This is a genomic window from Xenorhabdus yunnanensis, assembly GCF_028598805.1.
In the GTDB taxonomy this organism is placed as follows: Bacteria; Pseudomonadota; Gammaproteobacteria; order Enterobacterales; family Enterobacteriaceae; genus Xenorhabdus; species Xenorhabdus yunnanensis.
In genome coordinates this window covers 1-20,691 of the sequence record NZ_JAQRFI010000052.1, presented here as the reverse complement: position 1 = coordinate 20,691, position 20,691 = coordinate 1, and the positions used below count along the sequence as shown (strand labels likewise).

Annotated in this window: 20 protein-coding genes; 11 read left to right on the top strand and 9 right to left on the bottom strand. The window is 40.1% G+C overall.

Annotation, left to right across the window (positions count from 1 at the left end):
• Positions 1-27: 27 nt before the first annotated feature.
• Both rplY and radD read right to left on the bottom strand, forming a co-directional pair.
• On the bottom strand, positions 28-309 hold the full coding sequence (rplY, locus tag PSI23_RS17070) for a 50S ribosomal protein L25 (protein WP_038235979.1): 282 nt from the start codon (positions 307-309) through the stop codon (positions 28-30).
• A 303-nt stretch (positions 310-612) separates the two neighbouring features.
• The gene (gene radD / locus PSI23_RS17065; RefSeq protein ID WP_273556221.1) at positions 613-2,370 is read right to left on the bottom strand and encodes a DNA repair helicase RadD; all 1,758 of its coding nucleotides are present in this window, start codon (positions 2,368-2,370) and stop codon (positions 613-615) included.
• 270 nt (positions 2,371-2,640) lie between these two features.
• On the opposite strand from radD, the gene rsuA reads away from it, so the two are divergent.
• From rsuA to PSI23_RS17050, 3 genes are all read left to right on the top strand, one after another.
• Positions 2,641-3,348 carry a 16S rRNA pseudouridine(516) synthase RsuA gene (gene rsuA / locus PSI23_RS17060; RefSeq protein WP_273556215.1) on the top strand — a complete coding sequence of 236 codons (708 nt, stop codon included), beginning with the start codon at positions 2,641-2,643 and terminating at the stop codon, positions 3,346-3,348.
• Between the two features lie 33 nt (positions 3,349-3,381).
• Positions 3,382-4,572: a Bcr/CflA family multidrug efflux MFS transporter gene (locus tag PSI23_RS17055; protein ID WP_273556214.1), complete on the top strand. Its 1,191-nt coding sequence runs from the start codon at positions 3,382-3,384 to the stop codon at positions 4,570-4,572.
• 704 nt (positions 4,573-5,276) lie between these two features.
• Positions 5,277-5,621 (top strand): YejG family protein, encoded by a 345-nt coding sequence (locus PSI23_RS17050; protein WP_273556213.1) that lies wholly within the window; start codon positions 5,277-5,279, stop codon positions 5,619-5,621.
• 98 nt (positions 5,622-5,719) lie between these two features.
• Here the strand turns inward: PSI23_RS17050 and mepS are convergent, their stop codons facing one another.
• Entirely contained in the window at positions 5,720-6,307 is a 588-nt protein-coding gene (mepS, locus tag PSI23_RS17045; protein WP_273556212.1) for a bifunctional murein DD-endopeptidase/murein LD-carboxypeptidase, read from the bottom strand.
• A 345-nt stretch (positions 6,308-6,652) separates the two neighbouring features.
• Positions 6,653-7,357, bottom strand: coding sequence for a phosphatase PAP2 family protein (locus PSI23_RS17040; RefSeq protein WP_273556211.1), 705 nt, complete (start codon positions 7,355-7,357; stop codon positions 6,653-6,655).
• A gap of 469 nt (positions 7,358-7,826) precedes the next feature.
• Here PSI23_RS17040 and PSI23_RS17035 point away from each other — a divergent pair, with 469 nt between their 5' ends.
• Both PSI23_RS17035 and PSI23_RS17030 read left to right on the top strand, forming a co-directional pair.
• Complete coding sequence (locus PSI23_RS17035; protein WP_273556210.1) at positions 7,827-8,150, top strand: YmdA family protein; 324 nt, start codon at positions 7,827-7,829, stop codon at positions 8,148-8,150.
• A gap of 290 nt (positions 8,151-8,440) precedes the next feature.
• Complete coding sequence (locus tag PSI23_RS17030; RefSeq protein ID WP_273556209.1) at positions 8,441-8,752, top strand: YmdA family protein; 312 nt, start codon at positions 8,441-8,443, stop codon at positions 8,750-8,752.
• 80 nt (positions 8,753-8,832) lie between these two features.
• Here PSI23_RS17030 and yeiP read toward each other — a convergent pair whose 3' ends face one another.
• From yeiP to PSI23_RS17015, 3 genes are all read right to left on the bottom strand, one after another.
• Positions 8,833-9,405 carry an elongation factor P-like protein YeiP gene (yeiP, locus tag PSI23_RS17025; protein WP_273556208.1) on the bottom strand — a complete coding sequence of 191 codons (573 nt, stop codon included), beginning with the start codon at positions 9,403-9,405 and terminating at the stop codon, positions 8,833-8,835.
• Positions 9,406-9,535: 130 nt separating this feature from the next.
• Positions 9,536-10,780, bottom strand: a complete 1,245-nt coding sequence (gene mtr, locus PSI23_RS17020; RefSeq protein ID WP_273556207.1) for a tryptophan permease — start codon at positions 10,778-10,780, stop codon at positions 9,536-9,538.
• A 183-nt stretch (positions 10,781-10,963) separates the two neighbouring features.
• Positions 10,964-11,383 carry a nucleotide triphosphate diphosphatase NUDT15 gene (locus PSI23_RS17015; protein WP_273556206.1) on the bottom strand — a complete coding sequence of 140 codons (420 nt, stop codon included), beginning with the start codon at positions 11,381-11,383 and terminating at the stop codon, positions 10,964-10,966.
• Positions 11,384-11,600: 217 nt separating this feature from the next.
• On the opposite strand from PSI23_RS17015, the gene fruK reads away from it, so the two are divergent.
• Complete coding sequence (gene fruK / locus PSI23_RS17010; protein WP_273556205.1) at positions 11,601-12,539, top strand: 1-phosphofructokinase; 939 nt, start codon at positions 11,601-11,603, stop codon at positions 12,537-12,539.
• Here the strand turns inward: fruK and nfo are convergent, their stop codons facing one another.
• On the bottom strand, positions 12,540-13,382 hold the full coding sequence (gene nfo, locus PSI23_RS17005; protein WP_273556204.1) for a deoxyribonuclease IV: 843 nt from the start codon (positions 13,380-13,382) through the stop codon (positions 12,540-12,542). It lies immediately after the preceding gene.
• Positions 13,383-13,489: 107 nt separating this feature from the next.
• A complete protein-coding gene (locus PSI23_RS17000) occupies positions 13,490-14,608 on the bottom strand; it encodes a YeiH family protein (RefSeq protein ID WP_273556203.1) in 1,119 nt (372 codons plus the stop codon).
• A 191-nt stretch (positions 14,609-14,799) separates the two neighbouring features.
• On the opposite strand from PSI23_RS17000, the gene yieE reads away from it, so the two are divergent.
• The 5 genes from yieE (at position 14,800) to PSI23_RS16975 (ending at position 20,539) form a co-directional block, all read left to right on the top strand.
• Positions 14,800-15,663 (top strand): DNA-binding transcriptional regulator YeiE, encoded by an 864-nt coding sequence (gene yieE / locus PSI23_RS16995; protein WP_273556202.1) that lies wholly within the window; start codon positions 14,800-14,802, stop codon positions 15,661-15,663.
• A gap of 137 nt (positions 15,664-15,800) precedes the next feature.
• A complete protein-coding gene (locus PSI23_RS16990) occupies positions 15,801-17,288 on the top strand; it encodes an amino acid permease (RefSeq protein WP_273556201.1) in 1,488 nt (495 codons plus the stop codon).
• Between the two features lie 226 nt (positions 17,289-17,514).
• Positions 17,515-18,648, top strand: coding sequence for an ABC transporter substrate-binding protein (locus PSI23_RS16985; RefSeq protein WP_273556200.1), 1,134 nt, complete (start codon positions 17,515-17,517; stop codon positions 18,646-18,648).
• 20 nt (positions 18,649-18,668) lie between these two features.
• Positions 18,669-19,754, top strand: a complete 1,086-nt coding sequence (locus PSI23_RS16980; RefSeq protein WP_273556199.1) for a FecCD family ABC transporter permease — start codon at positions 18,669-18,671, stop codon at positions 19,752-19,754.
• On the top strand, positions 19,751-20,539 hold the full coding sequence (locus tag PSI23_RS16975) for an ABC transporter ATP-binding protein (protein ID WP_273556198.1): 789 nt from the start codon (positions 19,751-19,753) through the stop codon (positions 20,537-20,539). The genes PSI23_RS16980 and PSI23_RS16975 overlap by 4 nt, the downstream gene beginning before the upstream one ends.
• The last annotated feature ends 152 nt before the right edge of the window (positions 20,540-20,691 follow it).

Genomic DNA, 20,691 nt, shown 5'->3' with positions numbered 1-20,691 from the left:
TCCCGATAAAAGCTCGACTGTGGCTAATTAAGCACGCAGGAAATCGATGTGCGTCAGTTTAGGTTTAAACGGATGACGCTGTACTGCCTGCACTTTAACTTTAGTTTCTTTACCATCAACAACCAGAGTCATAACTTCGTAGAATTCTGGTTTGCTTTCGTGGTTGATAACTGCATCGTGATCCAGTTCAATAGAAACTGGCTCTTGGTTACCACCGTAGATGATTGCTGGAAACTTGTTAGCTCTGCGCAGGCGGCGGCTCGCACCTTTGCCCTGCTCTTTACGTACTTCTGCATTAATAGTTAACATTATTTTTTCTCTGTAAAAGAAGAAAATAAATCCTGCTACAGGCGACCCAGCAGCAGGTTCGATACTTGGCTTAACATTATGTATTACGCTAAGCGGGCGGCATTCTAACGAAAAACCGATATGACGGCAAATATAAATATGCTTTCCGGTCGGTTAATGGATTATTGGGCAGGTTGTTTGACGTATTTAATGCAAATATACCCTTCGTCTTTCAAGTTGCCTCTTTGTTGGCTGCACTCTCTCACCCCGGAGATTTGCTCCTTTGCCGCCGCGACGTATCTTGAAATCCATTGGGTATAATCTTTAGTACAAATCATCAGCCCGCCTAAATCGTCCTTGATAATCAAAAACCTTTTCTCGAATCTGCCAAAATTGCCCTTTTTTACGTGCGACAACAAAATCAGGGTGGCGCAAGGAAAGAAGCTGATTAGCAATATCTGCCGCTGTTTTCCAACGAAAAATGGTTTCTGGTGCACGCTGGTGTTGGCGAAGAAATTGTAGTTCAAATACTTTCTTTTGGGCCGGGGTGGATAAAAGGAATAGTTCTGATACATCGGCACCATCTTCATCGTAATAGGTGATTTTCAGCCATTCCCCTTTGTTGTCGTGACCCGGCGTTAGTTGCATTCCGCCACAACGCAACACCAGTGCATCTTTAAGTTTCAGCGCTGCTTTCAGCATATCATCGGGATCGACGAGTATTTCGTCACAACGGTGACAACGTCGGGCAGCAATATCATTTTCTGCGCCACAATGGGGGCATGATTTGAAACGAAAACGAAAATCACACTGTTGGCGTTTTCCATTTCCGTCTTCTTCCCAGCCTTGGCAGCGCCGTCCAAAATGTTCAATGATTTCTCCATCTGCTGTGCATGTACCCCAAAAAGTATTGGCAAATTGGCAGATGGGGCAAAATACTTGTACAGGCTGGTTTTGCGAATTGGGTTTGCTGCTGCCTACTTCTGGGGTGTAAAGATCATGGGGATTGCCAGCATAGTCCAGGATCAGGCAATCTTTTTTGTCAGGAAATAAACGTAAACCGCGCCCGACTATTTGCTGATAGAGGCTGACGGATTCTGTCGGACGCAATATGGCGATTAAATCAACATGAGGGGCATCAAATCCTGTTGTGAGTACTGCAACGTTGACCATATAGCGGAGTTGCTGTTCTTTGAATGCCGTAATTAAGAGATCTCGTTCAGATGCTGGGGTATTTGCGCTGACTAGCGCGGATTGGTCTGTAGGCAGCAATTGGAAAATTTCTTTGGCATGCTCTACCGTAGCTGCGAAAATCATCACACCTTTTCGATCTTGTGCATATTCAATGACTTGTTTAATGATATGAGGAGTGATGCGCTTTTGACGTTTGATCTCTCGGTTTAATTCCGCTTCGTTGAATATCCCTTGTTGGCTGGTACGTACTTGGCTGAAATCATATTGCATTACGGGCATATCCAGCCTTTTTGGAGAAACCAGAAAATGATGCTTAATCATATAACGTAATGGAAGTTCATAAATACAATCGCGAAAAAAACTATGCTCATCACCACGGATCATACCATGGTAATGATATTGATATATCCAACCAGAGCCGAGGCGATAAGGCGTTGCAGTTAAGCCCAATATGCGGATTTGGGAATTGTTTTTCCGGAGCTGCTGGATGATTTGTTGGTATTGACTATTTTCGTCGTCGCTGATGCGATGGCATTCATCGATGATTAATAGTGAAAAATGGTGATCAAAACAATCTAGATTGCGGGCAATGGATTGGATGCTACCAAAAACTACTTTTCCTTCGCTTTGTTTTTGATTCAATCCGGCAGAAAAAATGTCGGCATTTAACTCATAAGCACAATATTTGCTGTGGTTTTGCGCAACAAGTTCTTTGACATGTGCCAGCACTAAAACGCGACCATGAGCTAACTTTGCCAATTCAGCAATAACAAGGCTTTTACCTGCACCTGTCGGCAAAACAATAACGGCAGGATCTCTGTGTTGGCGAAAATAGCGAATGGTTGCGTCTACCGCTTCTTGTTGATAAGGACGTAAAGTAAAAGCCATTTTTATGTTACTGTCACAAACATCAGGTAAAAGATAATTGATGTAGAGAATAACATTTTTCATTTAGCCCTGCTGCCGAGAAATAATTTGCCATTATTTTTCAGGGAAGAGGTGGGCTATAACGTGTAGCTTATTATTGATATAGTTACTGTCGTGATGATTTTCCTATAAATTATCTGTTTAACTTTGTATCCTAGTCATGGCCTTGAAGTTGTTCGCGATATCAAGGACATGTTCATATGTATTTATTTTTGTCAGGTACTTCTATTCATGCGATTGGATAAATTTTTATCACAACAATTAGGTATTAGCCGCAACTATGTGGGGCGAGAGTTGCGGGCAGGGCTAGTTACTGTCGATGACGAGATCATCAAAACAGGCGCCTATAAATTGAAGTCCGATCAGCAAGTTGCCTATGATGGTTCAATATTGCAACAATTAAATGGTCCGCGTTATTTCATGTTGAATAAACCTCAGGGATATGTGTGTTCGACAGATGATCCGTCAAACCCAACAATTTTGTATTTTATCAATGAGCCTGTTGCCCATAAATTACATTCAGCAGGGCGTTTGGATATCGATACTACAGGATTGGTATTGTTGACTGATGATGGTCAATGGTCACATCGTATTACATCCCCCAAACATCATTGTGAAAAAACCTATCTTGTTACATTGGAACACCCAATTGCTGAGAATACCGAGCAAAAATTTTTGGCAGGAGTGCAGCTAAATGGGGAAAAGACCCTGACAAAACCCGCACAACTGGAAATTATTGAGCCTCAACTTGTTCGTTTGACCATCAGTGAAGGGCGTTATCATCAAGTAAAACGGATGTTTGCCGCAGTAGAGAATCATGTTGTAGCGCTTCATCGGGAGAGAATTGGCGAAATTTATCTCGATCCTGAATTGGAGCAAGGAGAATATCGAGCGCTGACTAATTGTGAAATCAACAGCATACAAACGCCAACCCCTTAATTTTTATCCTTCAATTGATTCAGGAGTTACTGCGTGCAACAACAGCATTCGTCCTATTTGGGATTAGTATTGATCCTTGGTTTGCTCTCTATGTTAATGCCATTGGCAATTGATATGTATTTGCCGAGTATGCCAACGATCGCTAAAGATTTTGGTGTCAATGATGGTCTGGTACAGATGACACTGAGTAGCTATATTTTGGGCTTTGCCATTGGCCAAATGGTTTATGGGCCAATGTCGGATAGTTTGGGTCGAAAACCCGTCATTTTGGGCGGTATTATTGTTTTTGTCATCTCTTCTGTTGCATGTGCTTTAGCACAAGATATTGATACTTTCATCTCCATGCGTTTCTTGCATGGGTTTTCTGCTGCGGCTGCCAGTGTTGTAATCAATGCTCTTATGCGTGATAAATTCACAAAAGAGGAATTTTCCCGCAGTATGTCTTTTGTGACATTGGTGATGATCATTGCACCTTTATTGGCTCCCATGTTAGGTGGGCTGTTGATGGTATGGTTCAATTGGCATGCTATTTTCTGGTCGATTGCTATTGTGGCGGTAATTGCTACCGCTCTGGTTGCTTTCTTCATTCAAGAAACGTTGCCTAAAGAAAAAAGGCAGCGATTTCACTTAAAAACGACTTTGAAGCAGTTTGTTATGCTGTTTCGGCAACGCCAAGTGCTATGTTATATCTTAGCCAGCGGTTTTTCCTTTGCTGGAATGTTCTCTTTTCTTAGTGTTGGTGCATTTGTTTACATTAAGTTAAACGGTGTGTCTGAGCAGCATTTTGGTTACTATTTTGGGCTGAATATTATTTTTCTGTTCATTATGGCAACCATTAATAGCCAGTGTGTTCGCAAATATGGCCCATTGAAAATGTTGCATATTGGATTGTACGTTCAATTTGTTATGGGATTATGGTTACTGTTTAGCACCATGTTTGATCTGGGATTTATTTCTCTGGTTATGGGGGTTGCTATTTATATCAGCGGAATTTCCATGATTACGTCTAACACTATGGCTGTTGTATTGGACGATTATCCTCATATGGCTGGAACAGTTGCTTCATTGGCAGGAACCATCCGTTTTAGTATTGCGGCATTAGTAGGCACTATTTTGTCTTTATTGCCAGAGGAAAGTGCATGGCCAATGGTCGGTTCAATGGCATTATGCGTAATATTGGCTATGTTGCTTATTATATATGCACGTGATAAGTCTCATAAATAATCAGTATTATAAATAGTTAAAAATAGTAACTATCAAAAAGTAATTAGGATCGTGCATCAAATGTTTTTAAAGGCCATCTGTCAGTATGGGGTGGCCTTTTGTTTATTATCAGATGCTATTCTGCTCGTATCGAATAAAAAGACACTTGTTCAGGTTTCTTCTTGAGTCGATATAGAGATTGAAATTAACTCCGTTCTCCTGAAGTACTTTGAGATTTTAAAGGTACTATTCATTAAACTGATAAACAGGAAATATCGAACAATCATCAAACAAGTTTAATTATTTGTTAGCTTTATCATATCTAATTAATATTGAAATGTTGTTTTTTTGTTAACTTGTTATAATGGCTTCATGACTATGGAAGGTCATGAGATCGTCATTCTTTAACCTATTGTAAATAAAAAGATTATGCTTTTATTGGCACTCAGTGATGTTTGAAAAAATAAATATGTAAATAAATCTTGAATGAAAGGTTGCTGTTTTGCATAAAAATAAGTTGAATTATTTACTTAAACAGTATAAATATATACAAAATGCGAGTTCGATCTCACTTTTTTTAGATAGAAGACAAAGTAGGTGAGATAACGCAATTTTTATTTTAACTTTTTGTTTACTTTTTTGTTGATGGTTATTCGGTTTTAACGAGTTGATAACCTACAGCTGGTGGTTAGATGTACTAATGTTGTTTCTGATAGGAATGATACGTGAATAATATTCAACTTTCGGTAGTACATAGACTGCCGCAAAGTTATCGGTGGTCATCTGGTTTCGTTGGTACAAAAGTTGAGATTTTACCAGCAGAAGAAACAGATTTAAAAAATAGCCTGATGGGGCTGAAATTATTAAGCCATGAAGGCGAAAAAGCACGGGAGATTTTGCAAGCTATAAATCAGTCTATTGCTGATATGCAAATATTAAGTGCTGTGATTGAATGGGAAGGAGAGCCATGTTTATTTTTTGCTAAGGAAGATGAGAGTGCAGTGATATGTCGTTTAAAGACGTTAGGTGCTGCAATTGCAGAAAATATTACTGCGCTGTATCCATTATAATTCTACCCATTGATCAAAAATGATAAAAAACGCTTCTATTTAAGAAGCGTTTTTTAATGGCTGCAAGGGAAAGTCTTGGTAATACGGGTGGTTCAGAGCTATATCGAGGCTTTTATATCATCTGATAACACTCGCCTTGCGCCGTAGTAACGTTTATTCCAGTAAGTATCGGTCAGTTTGGAAACAATAACACCGTTGCTGGTTGAAGCGTGAACAAACTGATGATTGCCGATGTAGATACCGATATGACGCATACGAATCCCCGTCTTAAACAGTACCAAATCGCCCGCCTGCAATTTAGAGCGATTAACGGTTTGCCCTATATTCTGCTGTTCTAACGTGGAACGTGGTAACTCCATACCAAACTGGTCATGAAAAGTACGTTGTACAAAAGCAGAACAATCAATACCGCGCTTGGTGTTCCCACCAAACCGATAGGCGACACCTTTCCAGTCTGCGTATTGATTAAGTATCTTAGACTTAATATCTAAGCTGTTAACCAGCGTTTCAAATTCATCCTGAGATGCTTGCAGTAAATAATGCTTTTGAGAGTTTACTGCATGCATCTCAGTTTGTTTATTGCGTAACTTGGAATCCGGTGAACTACATGCGCTCAGTACCACTGCCGCTAAAATTACGGGTATCAGCCGCATGATATATCTCAGTATTGATTGAGATTTGACCATTATATTGATTTTCCCTTGCAGTCTTTGATGTGACTTATCGACATCATGAAAACACTAAACGTTTTAAAGCTTAGTCAGAAGATGGCGAATTAACAAATTTTCTGTCCATAAAGTGTGTTAAGCAACACATTTTATTAGCATCTTTACAAAGAGTATTATTTTAATAAACAGGACGCATGGAAGATTACTGAAATCATTAGTAAAAAGCGAGAGACAAAAAGAATTCTTTACAAAAAATTAGATTAATAAGTAAGGGGTTAGAATGATTTGTTGTTATTTTATACCGCTTTGATAAATATAGTGTGATATTGAGGAGATAATAGGTATCTCCTCAATATTATTATCTTAATTACTGCGTCTGATATGCGGTAATTTCTTGTCTAGCCATGTTGCTATAATGTCACTTAATGGGGTCAGCAATATCCAGCTCATGCCAATCAGTGTCAGGAACAAAGAGCCTACAGCAATGTCTGTAAACCAGTGAGCACCAGCCATAATACGTGGAAGAGCAAAAGTGACCATAATCAGTAGAGCAATAAAGAATGCACCGCGGGAGATATAACGCAGAATAAAGCTGCTGAAAATTAAGAGCATCAACCCGTGATCACCAGGAAAGCTGTCTTTGGATGCATCTTTTGTATGCCAACTTGTCATTTCGTTTATGCGATTAACATTTTCAAATGTCAGCGTCGGGCTTGGGCGGCTGACGGGGATCCGATGTCCTATTTGATTAATGATAACGGCCGAGATGATCATCACTAGACCAATCATGAAAAGTCTGCGTTTGCCTGCATAATCTTGTTTTCGAAACGCGCTGTAGTACAGCAGGCCCATACATAGAAGTGATATAACATCAAATGCCCTGACGTTTGCGATAGCTACAAATAGAGCAAATTTTGAATCTGGCAATAATTTCTCATTAAAAAAATAAAAAATAGAGGAATCAATGTGGAACCAAAAGCCGTGGTTCTCAGGTAAGTACCATGAGAGAAACAGGGCAATACCAAGGATATTGAGAATAAGTATAGCGAGTGGGTGACTACGAGTCATGGGATACCTATTTAACACGTAAAGTGGACTTTGGTAGACAAATAAACTGGGAGGGGACTATAACAAAATTTATAGGAAAGCGTAATCCTCATCGGATGAAATGGATAAAGTGTAGTTATATCAGCATATTTGCATAGTTCATCAATGAATTTTTTTGTTGTTAAATATGCAAATAACCTAATGATATCGGAAAAATAGCTAAATCCCTACAGCAGTAGCGATAATATATATTTGGTTTAATGTTAGAATCTGACTATTATTAAATAACTGCAAATTGATTTTATCATATCCTAACTTATTAGGATATTATGTTGAAATGCAGTCTGGGTTAGTAAAAAGTATTAAAGAAAGTGTTTCATTTGCCGTTATGTTGTTATATAGGTAGCAGAGCGTTACACCATTATCTGGTTTTAAAATTAGCGCAGGGCTGAAATTGAAAAAAGATAATAATACCTGTAATGGAGGTTGAATGCTTATGTTACGAAAAATGACGACTTTTTTGTTTATGTCTTTATCTTATCCTGTAATGGCGACTTCTCCGTCAACCTCAAATTCTGGAACGATTTATTTCCATGGTGCTATTGTTGAACCTCCATGCCAACTTAATTGGGATGAAAATCATACTAAAATGCTCTGCTGGTATAATGGTGAACAGTTAAATCAAGAAAAAACTATAGAATATCAAAAGGATAATAATTCTCCATTATCTATCCCAAAACACATCGGAAAAGAAGAAATAAAATGGGTGGGAGAAAATAAAGAATTAGGTATTATTACTATAACTTATCACTAAATGTTATATGGAAGTATAATAATTATTTCATTTATTTTGTCTAAATAATATAAAAGAAAATTAATAAACTTATCTGTGATTTAGTTCAACATAATGATTGTTAATAACATGCTTGCTAATTGGTTAATAAAAGTAATGTTTTTATTTTTTAGTTTAAAGAAATAACTTTTGATATTTATCAATAAAAGATGTCAATGTCGTATTTTTTTCACATGAAATAGTTATTATGGAGATGAAGGAATAAAAGGTAGCTGAGTTTTAGTTAATGGAAAAACGAAAGTGAGGTGACCATGCAAAATTATCTTAAATTGTTAATTAGTTGTTTGTTGGTTTCATGGCTTTCTTATGGATATGCCGAATCTCAAGGAGGAGTAATTCGGTTTTCTGGTGCAATTGTTGACCCCGGATGTCAAGTCATTGTGTCAAATACTCAAGCCAATATCTCTTGCTATCGATTAGGGAAAAATCTCACTGTTAAACAAATCATTTCAACTCAAAAAACGAAAGGCAATGTCATGCTTCCTGGTAACATAGGTGTTTCCAGCGTGAAGTGGACTGACAATCAGAAACGTGTGGCAATTGTTAATGTGGATTATTTCTAACTTAATAAACAGGCGATGAGTTGCTCCTTTGACAAGATAATACTTAATGCAAAGAGCAACTCATATTTAAGGATAAAAAATTAATCACAACGTCCCATATAGCGACGTTCTGCAATATGAATACGGATTTTTTCACCTGAACTCAGGTACTCTGGAACCTGAATAGTCAATCCTGTATTCATCTTAGCCGGTTTGGTGCGGGCACTTGCTGATGCACCCTTGATACCCGGTGATGTTTCTTCAATGACCATATCAACAGTCTGAGGTAATTCAAGGGATAACAACTGCCCATCCATTGTCAGGACTTGCATTCCTGGTAGACCGTCTTCAGGAATAAAGAGTAATTCCTCTTCTATTTGATCTTTTTTGAAGTGATAGGGGGTGAAGTCTTCGTCATCCATAAAAATATATTCATCACCATCAATGTAGGAAAAACTCACACCACGGCGTGTTAATGTGATGGTTTCAAGAATATCATCGCCTTTGAAACGTTCTTCCACTTTCTGACCAGTACGAATATCAGTAAAACGCATCTTATACAGAGTGCTGGCACCGCGTGCGCTGGGTGACTGAATATCGATGTCTTTAACTAATAATAGTTTTTCATTGTAGCTGATTGCAGCGCCACGCTTAATTTCATTGGCTTTAGCCATAGATACCTTCTATAAGAACAAGGAAATAGTGGAATGAATATTTAAGTGGCGACAAAATTACTCGCAGTTAGCCTGTTAGGCAAGAGATGAATGAATGCCCCAGTAAAAATACTGGAGCGAGTAAAAAACATTAACGATAAACAGGCAATACATCAAACAAAGATAGAATGTGTGCTAGCGCATTTATCAAACCGAACAGGATAACAAAGATAATCAAAAAATTACCGCCCGGAGCTTGATAGCTAGATGTTGGATAGCGTTTACGACTGGCTCGGGCCATTAAAGCAGGAACAATAACCGCCCAAATAGTTGCTGCCAGACCAGCAAAACCGATTGCATATAGGAAACCGTTTGGAAAGACCAGAGCCAATACAGTGGGAGGAATAAAAGTAATCAGTGCTGTTTTAAAACGTCCTTTTCGTGAGTCGTCGAATTTAAAGAAGTCTGCCAGATAGTCAAATAGTCCTAATGACACACCTAAAAATGAACTCGCCAAGGCCATATATGAGAAGGCATTCAAGAATTTAGTTATTGTCGTATTATCGGAAGTCTTATCCATTTGTTGCAGTAAGTTACCAATATTACCACCATCAGCAATAACCTGCTTGAAGGCTTCACGAGGAATATTTCCCTGAATGACGTACTGCCATAAAATGTAAATCGCTAATGTTATCAAGGTTCCATATAGTAAGCTGTGTACGACAGCTTTGCTGTCTTTATGATAATACTTGACCAGCCCCGGAACATTACCGTGATAGCCAAATGAGGCCAGTAAATAAGGTAAAGCGATTAAAGCATAGGGTAAATAGCTTGAATTGGTATTAACCTGATCAAATAAGATAGCAGGCTTCACTTCGATAAACATACCACTGACGGACATGATAAAGGTAATTACCATTCCGCCTATCAAGATAGTGCTTAAGCGATCCACTGCTTTAGTGGATAACCAAACAATAAAGGCAACGATAAAGGCGAAATACAGGCCGGATATTGATTGAGGTAGTGGAATAATATTTTTGATATTCTGAGAAAGAATTGAGCTACCTGCTGAAATATAAGCATAGGTCAGTATATACAGAACGAAGGTGATGGATAAACCGTTAAGAGTGCTCCAGCCTTTGCCCAGTAAGTCTTTAGTGACGGTATGGAAGCTGGAACCGGCAGGGTAGTTCATATTGGCTTCCAGAATCATCAGACCTGAGAAATACATACATACGCAGGTATACACCAGCAAAATGATTGATCCTGTAAACCAGACACCTGAACTGACAATCGGAATGGAAAACATACCTGCACCGACAGCAGTACCGGCAATGATCATAGCTCCACCAAATATGGAGGGGCGTTTCAAATTTTGCGTTACCTCAATGGTCATATAGATTTCCTTATGAATGGTGTTACTTTGTACTAGCGCGACGATATATTAATGAATCATATGTGTAAACAAATAATTATGGGAAATAACTAAATTGCATTTGTTGCATTTGTTGCATTTGTTGCATTTTGTATACAAAGGTGAGGCAGGTGATCTGAGATAGCCTGCCTGAAGAAATTGATATTAAGTTGCAGAATAGAATTGCGCTTTTTGCCACAGTTTGATGGCATTACGACTGGCCTCAAAATGAGGTTCGGGTAGGTTATCAGGATTACACCAAATTAATTGTTCGCATTTCTCTGGTTCCATTAATTTGGGTTCACCTCCGGAATACTGTGCCAGTAGACAAACTGAAACTGTGTGCTTTCCTTCTTCTCGATACGTTTCAAGATTATTGCAAATACCATAAACTCTGGGGTTTTGGATTGTTAAGCCAATCTCTTCTTGAATTTCTCGAATGGCACATTCTTCAAAGGTTTCACCGGGATCGACATGACCACCAAAGATTGACCAGTACGGTGCATGCTGGCTGGTACGTTTTCCCAGTAGAATTTCACCTTTATCGTTAACGATAATGACACCAACTCCGACAATAACTGACACTATATATTCCCCCGGATAGTATTTATTTATGCTGGTTCAGATAGATTTTAGCCATCTGATAAGAAATAATTCCGTCGCATATTTTTACTTTTAGAACCCAGTAACACAATGATCAATCAGGTGGTAATTTTAACTGAAACGATTCAATTTTGATGTTATAAATAAAAGATAAATCTTAATGTTACTTATGACTGTTTATTCAGGAGACACCGGCAAGATGAGCCGTCGAGTTGCCACAATTACCTTAAATCCAGCTTATGATTTAGTTGGTTTATGCCCAGATATTGTTAAGGGAAATGTTAACCGTGTACAGACGGCAGGGTTTCACGCTGCTGGTAAAGGAAACAATGTTGCAAAGGTACTGCGTGATTTAGGCATTGATGTTACTGTCAGTGGTTTTCTAGGGCGAGAGAATCAAGAAGGGTTTCAGCAGTTTTTTAGCGAAAACAGTATGGTAAATCGTTTCCATTTGGTTTCAGGGCGAACTCGCATTAATGTCAAATTGACCGAAAAACAGGGTGAAGTAACGGATTTTAATTTTTCGGGTTTCCATGTGACGGAAGAAGAATGGAGTCGATTTGTTAGTGATTCTCTCACATGGCTGGGGCAGTTCGATATGGTTGTAGTCAGCGGTAGTTTACCCGAAGGGATTACAGCAGAATCGTTTGCGGATTGGATGATGCAATTACGGCAGTTTTGTCCCTGCGTTATCTTCGACAGTAGTCGTGAAGCTCTTGTAGCGGGCCTTAAGGCATCACCTTGGCTGGTAAAACCCAATCGACATGAATTGGAAATTTGGATAGGTAAGCCATTGCCGGATTTGAACAGTGTTATTGATGCAGCCCATGAATTACGTAATAGAGGGATCGCGCATGTTGTCATTTCTCTGGGAGAACAGGGAGCATTATGGGTGAATGCCTCTGGCGCATGGTTGGCAAAACCGCCACATTGTGAGGTAGTCAGTACGGTTGGGGCAGGAGACTCTATGGTCGGTGGATTGGTCTATGGTTTGCTGATGAGGGAATCCAGTGAACATACATTGCGTCTGGCAACCGCAGTTTCTGCACTCACGGTTAGCCAGCCGAATGTTGGGATTAAAAGCCGCACGGAACTTGCATCAATGATGTCAAAGATCGAGTTAATATCGATCAGGTAATTACTTTTCCTGGGATTTTAGCCAGGAAATTTCTTGATCCCAGATATCTGGATTGATCGTTTCAAGAATTAAGGGAATGCCATTGAAACGGTCATCTTTCATGATATAGCTGAAAGGCGTTTTACCGATATTGCCTTCACCAAGGCTGTGATGCCGGTCAACACGGCTGGAAAATTCGCTCTTAGCATCATTCAGATGCATGGCTTTAAGATACCTGAACCCAACGATTTCATCGAATGCCTTGAACGTTTCATCGCAATCTTTTTCAGTACGTAAATCATAACCAGCAGCAAAAGCATGGCAGGTATCAACACAAACTCCAACACGAGTTTTGTCTTCGACACTGTCAATAATTGCCGCTAGTTGTTCGAATTTAAAACCAAGATTGGTGCCTTGTCCGGCAGTGTTTTCGATGACAGCGGTGACACCTTGTGTTTTGTCCAACGTAATATTAATGGATTCCGCAATACGAGCGAGGCACTTATCAATGTCAATTTTGTTGAGATGGCTGCCCGGATGGAAATTCAACAAGTCGATGCCTAACTGTTCACAGCGTTGCATTTCATCAAGGAACGCTGCGCGGGATTTTTCCAGATTGTCTGCTTCAGGATGACCAAGATTGATTAGATAACTGTCATGAGGAAGGATTTGTCGGCTGCCATAGCCATAACGTTCACAGTTCGCTTTGAATTTATCAATGACATCTGTCGATAACGGCGGTGCATGCCACTGGCGCTGATTTTTCGTGAAAAGGGCAAATGCTGTTGCATTTAATTCATGGGCACGGATCACTGCCTGATCAACACCGCCAGAGGCGCTAACATGGGCTCCAACAAATTTCATATCATTTTCTCCTGTGTTTTCGTCATTATGGCATTGTTCGCCCTGTTGATAAAATTTTGGCAGAAAAAGTCAATTTAATTTGGTGTCAGATATATCTTCGTTCTGAATTAGCGCAATAAATGTTGGATGCCTTGATTGACAATTAATCCTCCGGCTACTAACCAGACAAATAAAATGAGTGCCAATAAAATAGGTTTAACCCCAGCTTGACGAATGGCACTGATATGAGTGGTTAGCCCTAAAGCAACCATTGCCATTGCCAGCATGGTGGTATCAGTAGCAATGATATGGTTAACAAGGGACTCAGGTAATAAATGAAAAGAATTAAAACCCGCGGTGGCAATAAAAAATACAGCAAACCATGGAATAGTGATCGGCGATTTTTCTTGGTGGCTATTACAATTTTTAGCTTCCATGCGGCTGAGATAGCCGGAAAGCAGCAATAGAAAAGGTGCCAATAGCATAACGCGGATCATCTTACTGATAACGGCTGCATTTTCTGCATCGCTTCCTATTGTATGCCCAATGGCAACGACTTGAGCTACTTCATGCACAGTTGAACCAGAAAAGATACCAAATGTCTCTTGAGAGAAATTAAACCATTGGTAATGGGTATTGAGTTGATAGAACCACGGATAAATAAAGATTGCGAGTGTGCCAAAAATGACCACTGTAGAGACGGCTACGGCAACTTTGCTGGCCGGAGCTTTAACAACAGGCTCTGTTGCCATAATCGCAGCGACTCCACAAATACTGCTTCCTGCACCAATCAGGATCACAGTTTGGCTATCCAGTCGCAAAAAAGTACGTCCAATCCACAATGCCATAAAAAATGTTGAAGAAAGCATAATGACATCAATTAATATCCCACTTGCACCAACATCTGTGATTTGTTGGAAAGTCAGGCGAAATCCATAAAGAATAATACCTGCTCGCAGTAGGTAGTGTTTAGAAAAATGGATGCCACTATCACAGGTGGGTTTTAAGAAAGGATACACTGTATTGCCGATAATGATCCCCAACAGAATGGCAAGTGTCAGAACACCCAACCCCATATTTATAAACCAAGGAATAGTACCGATATAGATAGCGAGTGCCGTCAGGGCTGTGACCAATATGACACCGGGAATTAATTTTAATGCAGTATGTTGGTGAGTTTTGATCAATTCCTCAACTTGATTTTTAGACCCAGCTTGATTTCTAGGCTTAATTTGATTTTCAGGCATAGTGACGGCCCTATTAACTTATTCATTTTAGGAATAAGCATATAGAATTTTTTTAAATCAATAAAATTGATAATTTATATATATATAACCATAAAAATAGGTTAATTAAGGGTGACTTTTGTTAAGTTGCATAATACTGTCTAAAATCAAGACTACCTTTCTATTTTTTATATTGCGTCCCGTGAGGCCATATGCGTATCACTCTGAGACAACTGGAAATTTTTACAGAAGTTCTGAAAAGTGGTTCAACGACACAGGCTTCTCAGCAGTTAGCATTATCACAATCTGCGGTCAGTGCTTCACTCACAGATCTTGAAGGACAGCTGGGAGTACAACTGTTTGATAGGGTCGGGAAACGTCTGGTTACCAATGAACATGGGCGTTTGCTCTATCCTAAGGCATTGGCGTTACTTGAACAGGCTGGAGAAGTGGAACAGCTTTTCAAACTTGAATTGGGAGCATTGCGATTAGCGGCCAGCAGCACGATTGGCAATTATATGTTGCCTGAAATGCTGGCGAGATATCGTCAGGATTACTCTGAGACACCATTGGAACTGAATATCAGTAATACTAAAGATGTGATAAAGGCGGTTGTTGAATTTCGTGTTGATTTGGGATTGATTGAGGGATTGTGTCATGATCCTGAATTGATCACACAACCATGGATGGAAGATGAATTGCTTATTTTTTCCTCGCCAGAAAGCCCGTTGCTGCAACGTGAACTGAGTGTCGAGGATTTGATTAAGGCACCTTGGATATTGAGAGAAAAAGGCTCAGGAACAAGGGAGGTTTTGGATCATCTCTTGTTCTCACAAATGCCCAGATTTAATATCGCGATGGAATTGGGTAATTCAGAGGCTATTAAACATGCCGTGCAGTATGGGATGGGGATTAGTTGTCTTTCACGGCGGGTCGTTCAAGAACAATTGAAAAATGGAACATTATCTGAACTTGTCATCCCTGAGCTTAGCCTTAATCGTACTTTGTACCTGATTTACCATCGTCAGAAACATATGTCCAATGCATTACAGAAGTTACTGAGTTACTGTAACTGATATTGAGAGCATAATCGTGTAGCTAATAATTGGCTATGGATTATGAAGGTATCTTATAACCACGAATCGGCGCTATTCTGGAGACGAGGATTTGTTACAATCCCGCATTAAATTTTTTAAAATAATATAGGAACAGAATGTCTCGAGAAGAATGTATGCCTCCGGATCAGGCCCCAAAAAACCTGCGTCGTGAATTAAAAGCACGGCATATGGCAATGATTGCCATCGGTGGATCAATTGGTACGGGATTATTCGTTGCTTCTGGCGCAACAATTTCTCAGGCTGGTCCTGCGGGTGCCTTACTTTCCTATGCATTAATTGGTTTAATGGTCTACTTTTTGATGACCAGCTTGGGCGAATTAGCAGCATACATGCCAGTTTCGGGATCGTTTTCAACTTATGGTTCCAAATATGTTGATGAAGGTTTTGGCTTCGCATTGGGATGGAACTACTGGTACAACTGGGCGGTGACAATTGCGGTTGACCTTGTAGCTGCACAATTGGTTATGGGATATTGGTTTAATGATGTTCCTGGCTGGATATGGAGTGCATTGTTCCTTGGCCTGGTTTTCCTGTTGAACTTCATTTCCGTCAAAGGATTTGGTGAAGCTGAATATTGGTTTTCCTTGATTAAAGTCACCACGATTGTTGTGTTCATCGTTGTTGGTATTTTAATGATTGTTGGCATCATGAAAGGTGCCGAAGGTGCAGGTTGGCATAATTGGGTCATTGCTGACGCACCTTTTGCTGGTGGTTTTTCAGCTATGATCGGGGTGGCGATGATTGTTGGCTTCTCTTTTCAAGGGACAGAACTAATAGGCATTACCGCGGGAGAATCGAAAGATCCAGCGAAAAATATCCCTCGTGCTGTACGTAAGGTATTCTGGCGTATCTTATTGTTTTATGTGCTTGCTATTTTAATCATCAGCCTGATTATTCCTTATACTGATCCTAGTTTATTGCGCAATGGTGTGAAAGATATCAGTGTTAGCCCATTCACTCTGGTATTTGAAAATGCTGGCTTATTGTCAGCGGCTGCGATAATGAATGCAGTGATATTGACCGCTGTATTATCTGCGGGAAATTCGGGAATGTATGCTTCTACCCGTATGCTATTCACGTTGGCAAAAGAAGGTAAGGCGCCGAGAATTTTTAGTCATTTGTCTAAAGGTGGTGTTCCACGTAATGCACTTTATGCCACGACTGTGGTGGCAGGATTATGTTTTCTTAGCTCCATGTTTGGCAATCAAACAGTTTATTTATGGTTATTGAATACCTCTGGCATGACTGGATTTATTGCGTGGCTCGGAATTGCAATCAGTCATTATCGCTTTCGCAAAGGCTATGTTGCCCAAGGTCTTGATGTGAATGCTCTGCCATATCGCTCAGGTTTCTTCCCTATCGGGCCGATTTTTGCCTTTATTTTATGTTTGGTTATCACTTTGGGCCAAAATTATCAGGCGTTTTTGCAAGATAAGATCGATTGGTACGGAGTGACGGCGACTTACATTGGCCTCCCATTATTCCTGCTCATTTGGTTTAGTTTCAAGTTGAAAAAGAAAACCCGCTTTGTTAAGTACAATGAGATGGAATTTCCGGTATTCAAATATACCGATAAGGAATGATTTGTTAAAAAATATCAAAAAACTGATACTTTTTAATTAAAATATTATTGATTTTTTTACAAAAAGCTGCCTATTCTGTGATGGAATCGGCAGTTTTTATTTTTCATGGGATTAGGGAAAGAATATGGATGGTAAATTTTGGATATACTGCCCTAATCGCATTGATAAGTATTCTTATTTGCTTTATTGTTAGCGCCAAAATTGTTGTATGAAGAGGCTAACTAAAGTGAAGTTTGTATTTCGAGCAGTCGTGAAAAGTATGGGTATCAGTCTAATGGCAGGTTCTGCCATGATGGCAAGTTTTGCATCTTGGGCTGAAACAGTCACTGATGTTGCTGGACGTACTGTTGAGGTGCCTGAGAAAGTCAATCGTATCTTATTGGGTGAAGGTCGTCTGTTCCATTCTGTTGCAATATTGGAAGGGGATAAACCTTTGGCTCGTATCGCTGGCTGGCAAGGTGATTTCCGCAAACTAGACCCACAAACTTACGCCATTTATAAAGCTAAATTCCCTGAAATCGATAATATCCCCCTGATTGGTAATACTAGCGCTGATAGTGTCAGCTCTGAAAAAGTGCTTACACTCAATCCTGATGTCGCTATTTTTGGTTTGTCTGGACATGGCCCTGGAAAAAACAGCGAGTTGGTGAAACAGTTGGAAAAAGCGGGTGTACCTGTTGTTTTTGTCGACTTCCGTAATGATCCTTTGAAAAATACATTACCTAGCATTCGTATGTTGGGCAAAATTCTGCATCGTGAAGAGCAGGCTAATGCTTACGCTGATTTTTACGAGAAAAATCAAAAAATGGTAACCGATATTACTACTCGCATACCGGATGCTGAGAAACCTTCTGTATTTATTGAACTGAGAGCTGGTTCTAGTGAAGATTGCTGTGGTACGGCAGGTAACGGTAACATGGGGAACTTCATTGATTTGGCTGGGGGCAAGAACATTGCCAAAGAAGTACTGCCTTCCCCATTGGGTACAATGAATCTGGAAAAAGTCATTGCTGACGATCCTTATATTTACATCGCAAGTGGTGCACAAGATCCAAGTGATAAAAGTGAAGGGATTCGAATGGGAGCACTGACTTCCGCCGATATTGCCCGTGCTGGCCTGAAAACAATTACTGAACGTAAAGGCATCAATAACCTAACTGCCGTGAAAGAAGGGCGTAGCCATGCTATCTGGCATCACTACTACAACTCTCCTTATAACGTTGTTGTTACTCAGGTTTTTGCTAAATGGTTCTACCCTGAAAAATTTGCCGATTTAGATCCACAACAAACGTTGAAAGAGCTTCATAATAAATTCTTGGCTATTGAACCGGTAGGAACATATTGGGTCAGCGAAAAATAAGCAGTAATAGGTAATAAAAAATGAGTGTCACTACCGAGCCTATGCCAATGGTGAAACAGCAATTAAGTGATTGCGATATAAAAGCACATTATCGTCATATCCTGCGCCGACGTATTGCATGGATATTATTCATCGTTTTGGTGATTGGTACCTCTGTTGTATTGGATTTTACAATGGGACCATCAGGGTTATCACTGCAAACCCTCTGGCAAACACTGGTTTCACCAGAAAGTGTTAATGCAGCAACACGGGTGATTGTTTGGGATATTCGATTACCCTATACCTTGATGGCGGTAGTGATCGGCCTATCGCTTGGATTGGCTGGCGCTGAAATGCAGACAATCCTGAATAACCCATTAGCTAGCCCATTTACATTGGGGGTTTCCAATGCCGCTTCTTTTGGTGCGGCATTGGCTATTGTGCTTGGAATTGGTATTCCGGGAATACCAGATCAGTGGCTTATTTCTGCAAATGCTTTTCTCTTTGCGTTATTGGCTGCCCTGATGCTTGATGGCGTTACCCGTTGGACAAGAGTTGCAACCTCAGGCGTTGTATTGTTCGGAATTGCGATGGTATTTACCTTCAATGCATTAGTTTCGATGATGCAATTTATCGCTACGGAAGATACCTTACAAGGGTTGGTTTTTTGGACAATGGGCAGCTTGGGTAGAGCGACATGGGAAAAACTGGGCGTTATGATGTTAGTTTTCTCAGTCATTATGCCTATCTCAATGAGTAATTCTTGGAAGTTGACCGCCTTGCGTCTGGGAGAAGATCGCGCGATCAGTTTTGGTATCAATATTAGTCGCCTTCGTTTGGGAACATTGTTGCGTATCAGTATCCTGACAGCATTGGCGGTTGCATTTGTTGGCCCGATTGCTTTTATTGGATTGGTGGCTCCTCATATTGCCAGAATGATGTTTGGTGAAGATCACCGTTTCTTCCTGCCTGCGAGTGCGTTAATTGGTGCATTGGTTTTATCAATAGCTTCCATCGCCTCTAAAAATCTGATCCCGGGAGTTATTATACCGGTTGGGATCGTAACATCGCTGGTCGGTGTGCCTTTCTTCCTGAGTATCGTTTTACGCCATAGGGGGAATATATGAGCCAGGGACTAAAAATCAATCGCTTGACGACGGGATATCCGAAGCATCCTGTGATTGAAAATCTGGATATCAATCCATTGCCACGTGGTCAAATCACCGTATTGTTGGGGCCGAATGGTTGCGGTAAATCAACACTCCTGCGTTCGCTGGCAGGATTGAATAAAGCCAGCGGTGAACTGCTGTTGGATGGGCAGGATCTGATGAAGATGAATTTTGCCCAACGTGCTCAAAACGTGGTTTATTTGCCTCAATCATTACCGGCAGGTGTGCATCTTCATGTATTGGAATCGGTTATTGTTGCTCAACGAGCATCAGGTGGTGTGAGTAGTAGCCAATGTGAACAAGAAGTCATGGAACTGCTGCGCCAGCTCGATATTGAGCATTTGGCTCTCAGTTATCTGGACCAACTGTCTGGTGGCCAGAAACAGTTGGTTGGGTTGGCTCAATCATTAATCCGCCGTCCGACATTATTATTATTAGATGAACCATTAAGCGCATTGGATTTAAATTACCAATATCATGTAATGGATTTAGTTGCACGTGAAACGCGTCGTCGCAATATTATTACGATTGTTGTTGTCCACGATATTAATATCGCATTACGTCATGGCGACCATGTATTAATGCTAAAAAAAGGTAATTTAATTTCTGAAGGTACACCTGAACAAGTTATTACTCCAAGTAGTTTGGCAGAAGTTTATGGTATCAAAGGCCGAATTGAACGTTGTTCTCAGGGAGTACCACAAGTATTAATTGATGGTTTAGTGACAGAATTAGTAAGTTAGAATAATGAAAGATATAAATCAATTTATTAAAATTAAAATATAACGTGGATTCACCTAATAAGTGCAATTTCTAAGAAAGGCGGTCAGTTGCTATAGTAGGCATCTTTCTCGCCAAAGGAAAATGCGCTATGACCTATAAACAACTGACCGAA

Coding starts and splice junctions, on each gene's coding strand:
- rplY (WP_038235979.1), bottom strand. CDS start 309: ATGTTAACTATTAATGCAGAAGTACGTAAAGAGCAGGGCAAAGGTGCG.
- radD (WP_273556221.1), bottom strand. CDS start 2,370: ATGGCTTTTACTTTACGTCCTTATCAACAAGAAGCGGTAGACGCAACC.
- rsuA (WP_273556215.1), top strand. CDS start 2,641: ATGCGATTGGATAAATTTTTATCACAACAATTAGGTATTAGCCGCAAC.
- mepS (WP_273556212.1), bottom strand. CDS start 6,307: ATGGTCAAATCTCAATCAATACTGAGATATATCATGCGGCTGATACCC.
- PSI23_RS17040 (WP_273556211.1), bottom strand. CDS start 7,357: ATGACTCGTAGTCACCCACTCGCTATACTTATTCTCAATATCCTTGGT.
- PSI23_RS17035 (WP_273556210.1), top strand. CDS start 7,827: ATGCTTATGTTACGAAAAATGACGACTTTTTTGTTTATGTCTTTATCT.
- PSI23_RS17030 (WP_273556209.1), top strand. CDS start 8,441: ATGCAAAATTATCTTAAATTGTTAATTAGTTGTTTGTTGGTTTCATGG.
- yeiP (WP_273556208.1), bottom strand. CDS start 9,405: ATGGCTAAAGCCAATGAAATTAAGCGTGGCGCTGCAATCAGCTACAAT.
- mtr (WP_273556207.1), bottom strand. CDS start 10,780: ATGACCATTGAGGTAACGCAAAATTTGAAACGCCCCTCCATATTTGGT.
- fruK (WP_273556205.1), top strand. CDS start 11,601: ATGAGCCGTCGAGTTGCCACAATTACCTTAAATCCAGCTTATGATTTA.
- nfo (WP_273556204.1), bottom strand. CDS start 13,382: ATGAAATTTGTTGGAGCCCATGTTAGCGCCTCTGGCGGTGTTGATCAG.
- PSI23_RS17000 (WP_273556203.1), bottom strand. CDS start 14,608: ATGCCTGAAAATCAAATTAAGCCTAGAAATCAAGCTGGGTCTAAAAAT.
- yieE (WP_273556202.1), top strand. CDS start 14,800: ATGCGTATCACTCTGAGACAACTGGAAATTTTTACAGAAGTTCTGAAA.
- PSI23_RS16990 (WP_273556201.1), top strand. CDS start 15,801: ATGTCTCGAGAAGAATGTATGCCTCCGGATCAGGCCCCAAAAAACCTG.
- PSI23_RS16980 (WP_273556199.1), top strand. CDS start 18,669: ATGAGTGTCACTACCGAGCCTATGCCAATGGTGAAACAGCAATTAAGT.
- PSI23_RS16975 (WP_273556198.1), top strand. CDS start 19,751: ATGAGCCAGGGACTAAAAATCAATCGCTTGACGACGGGATATCCGAAG.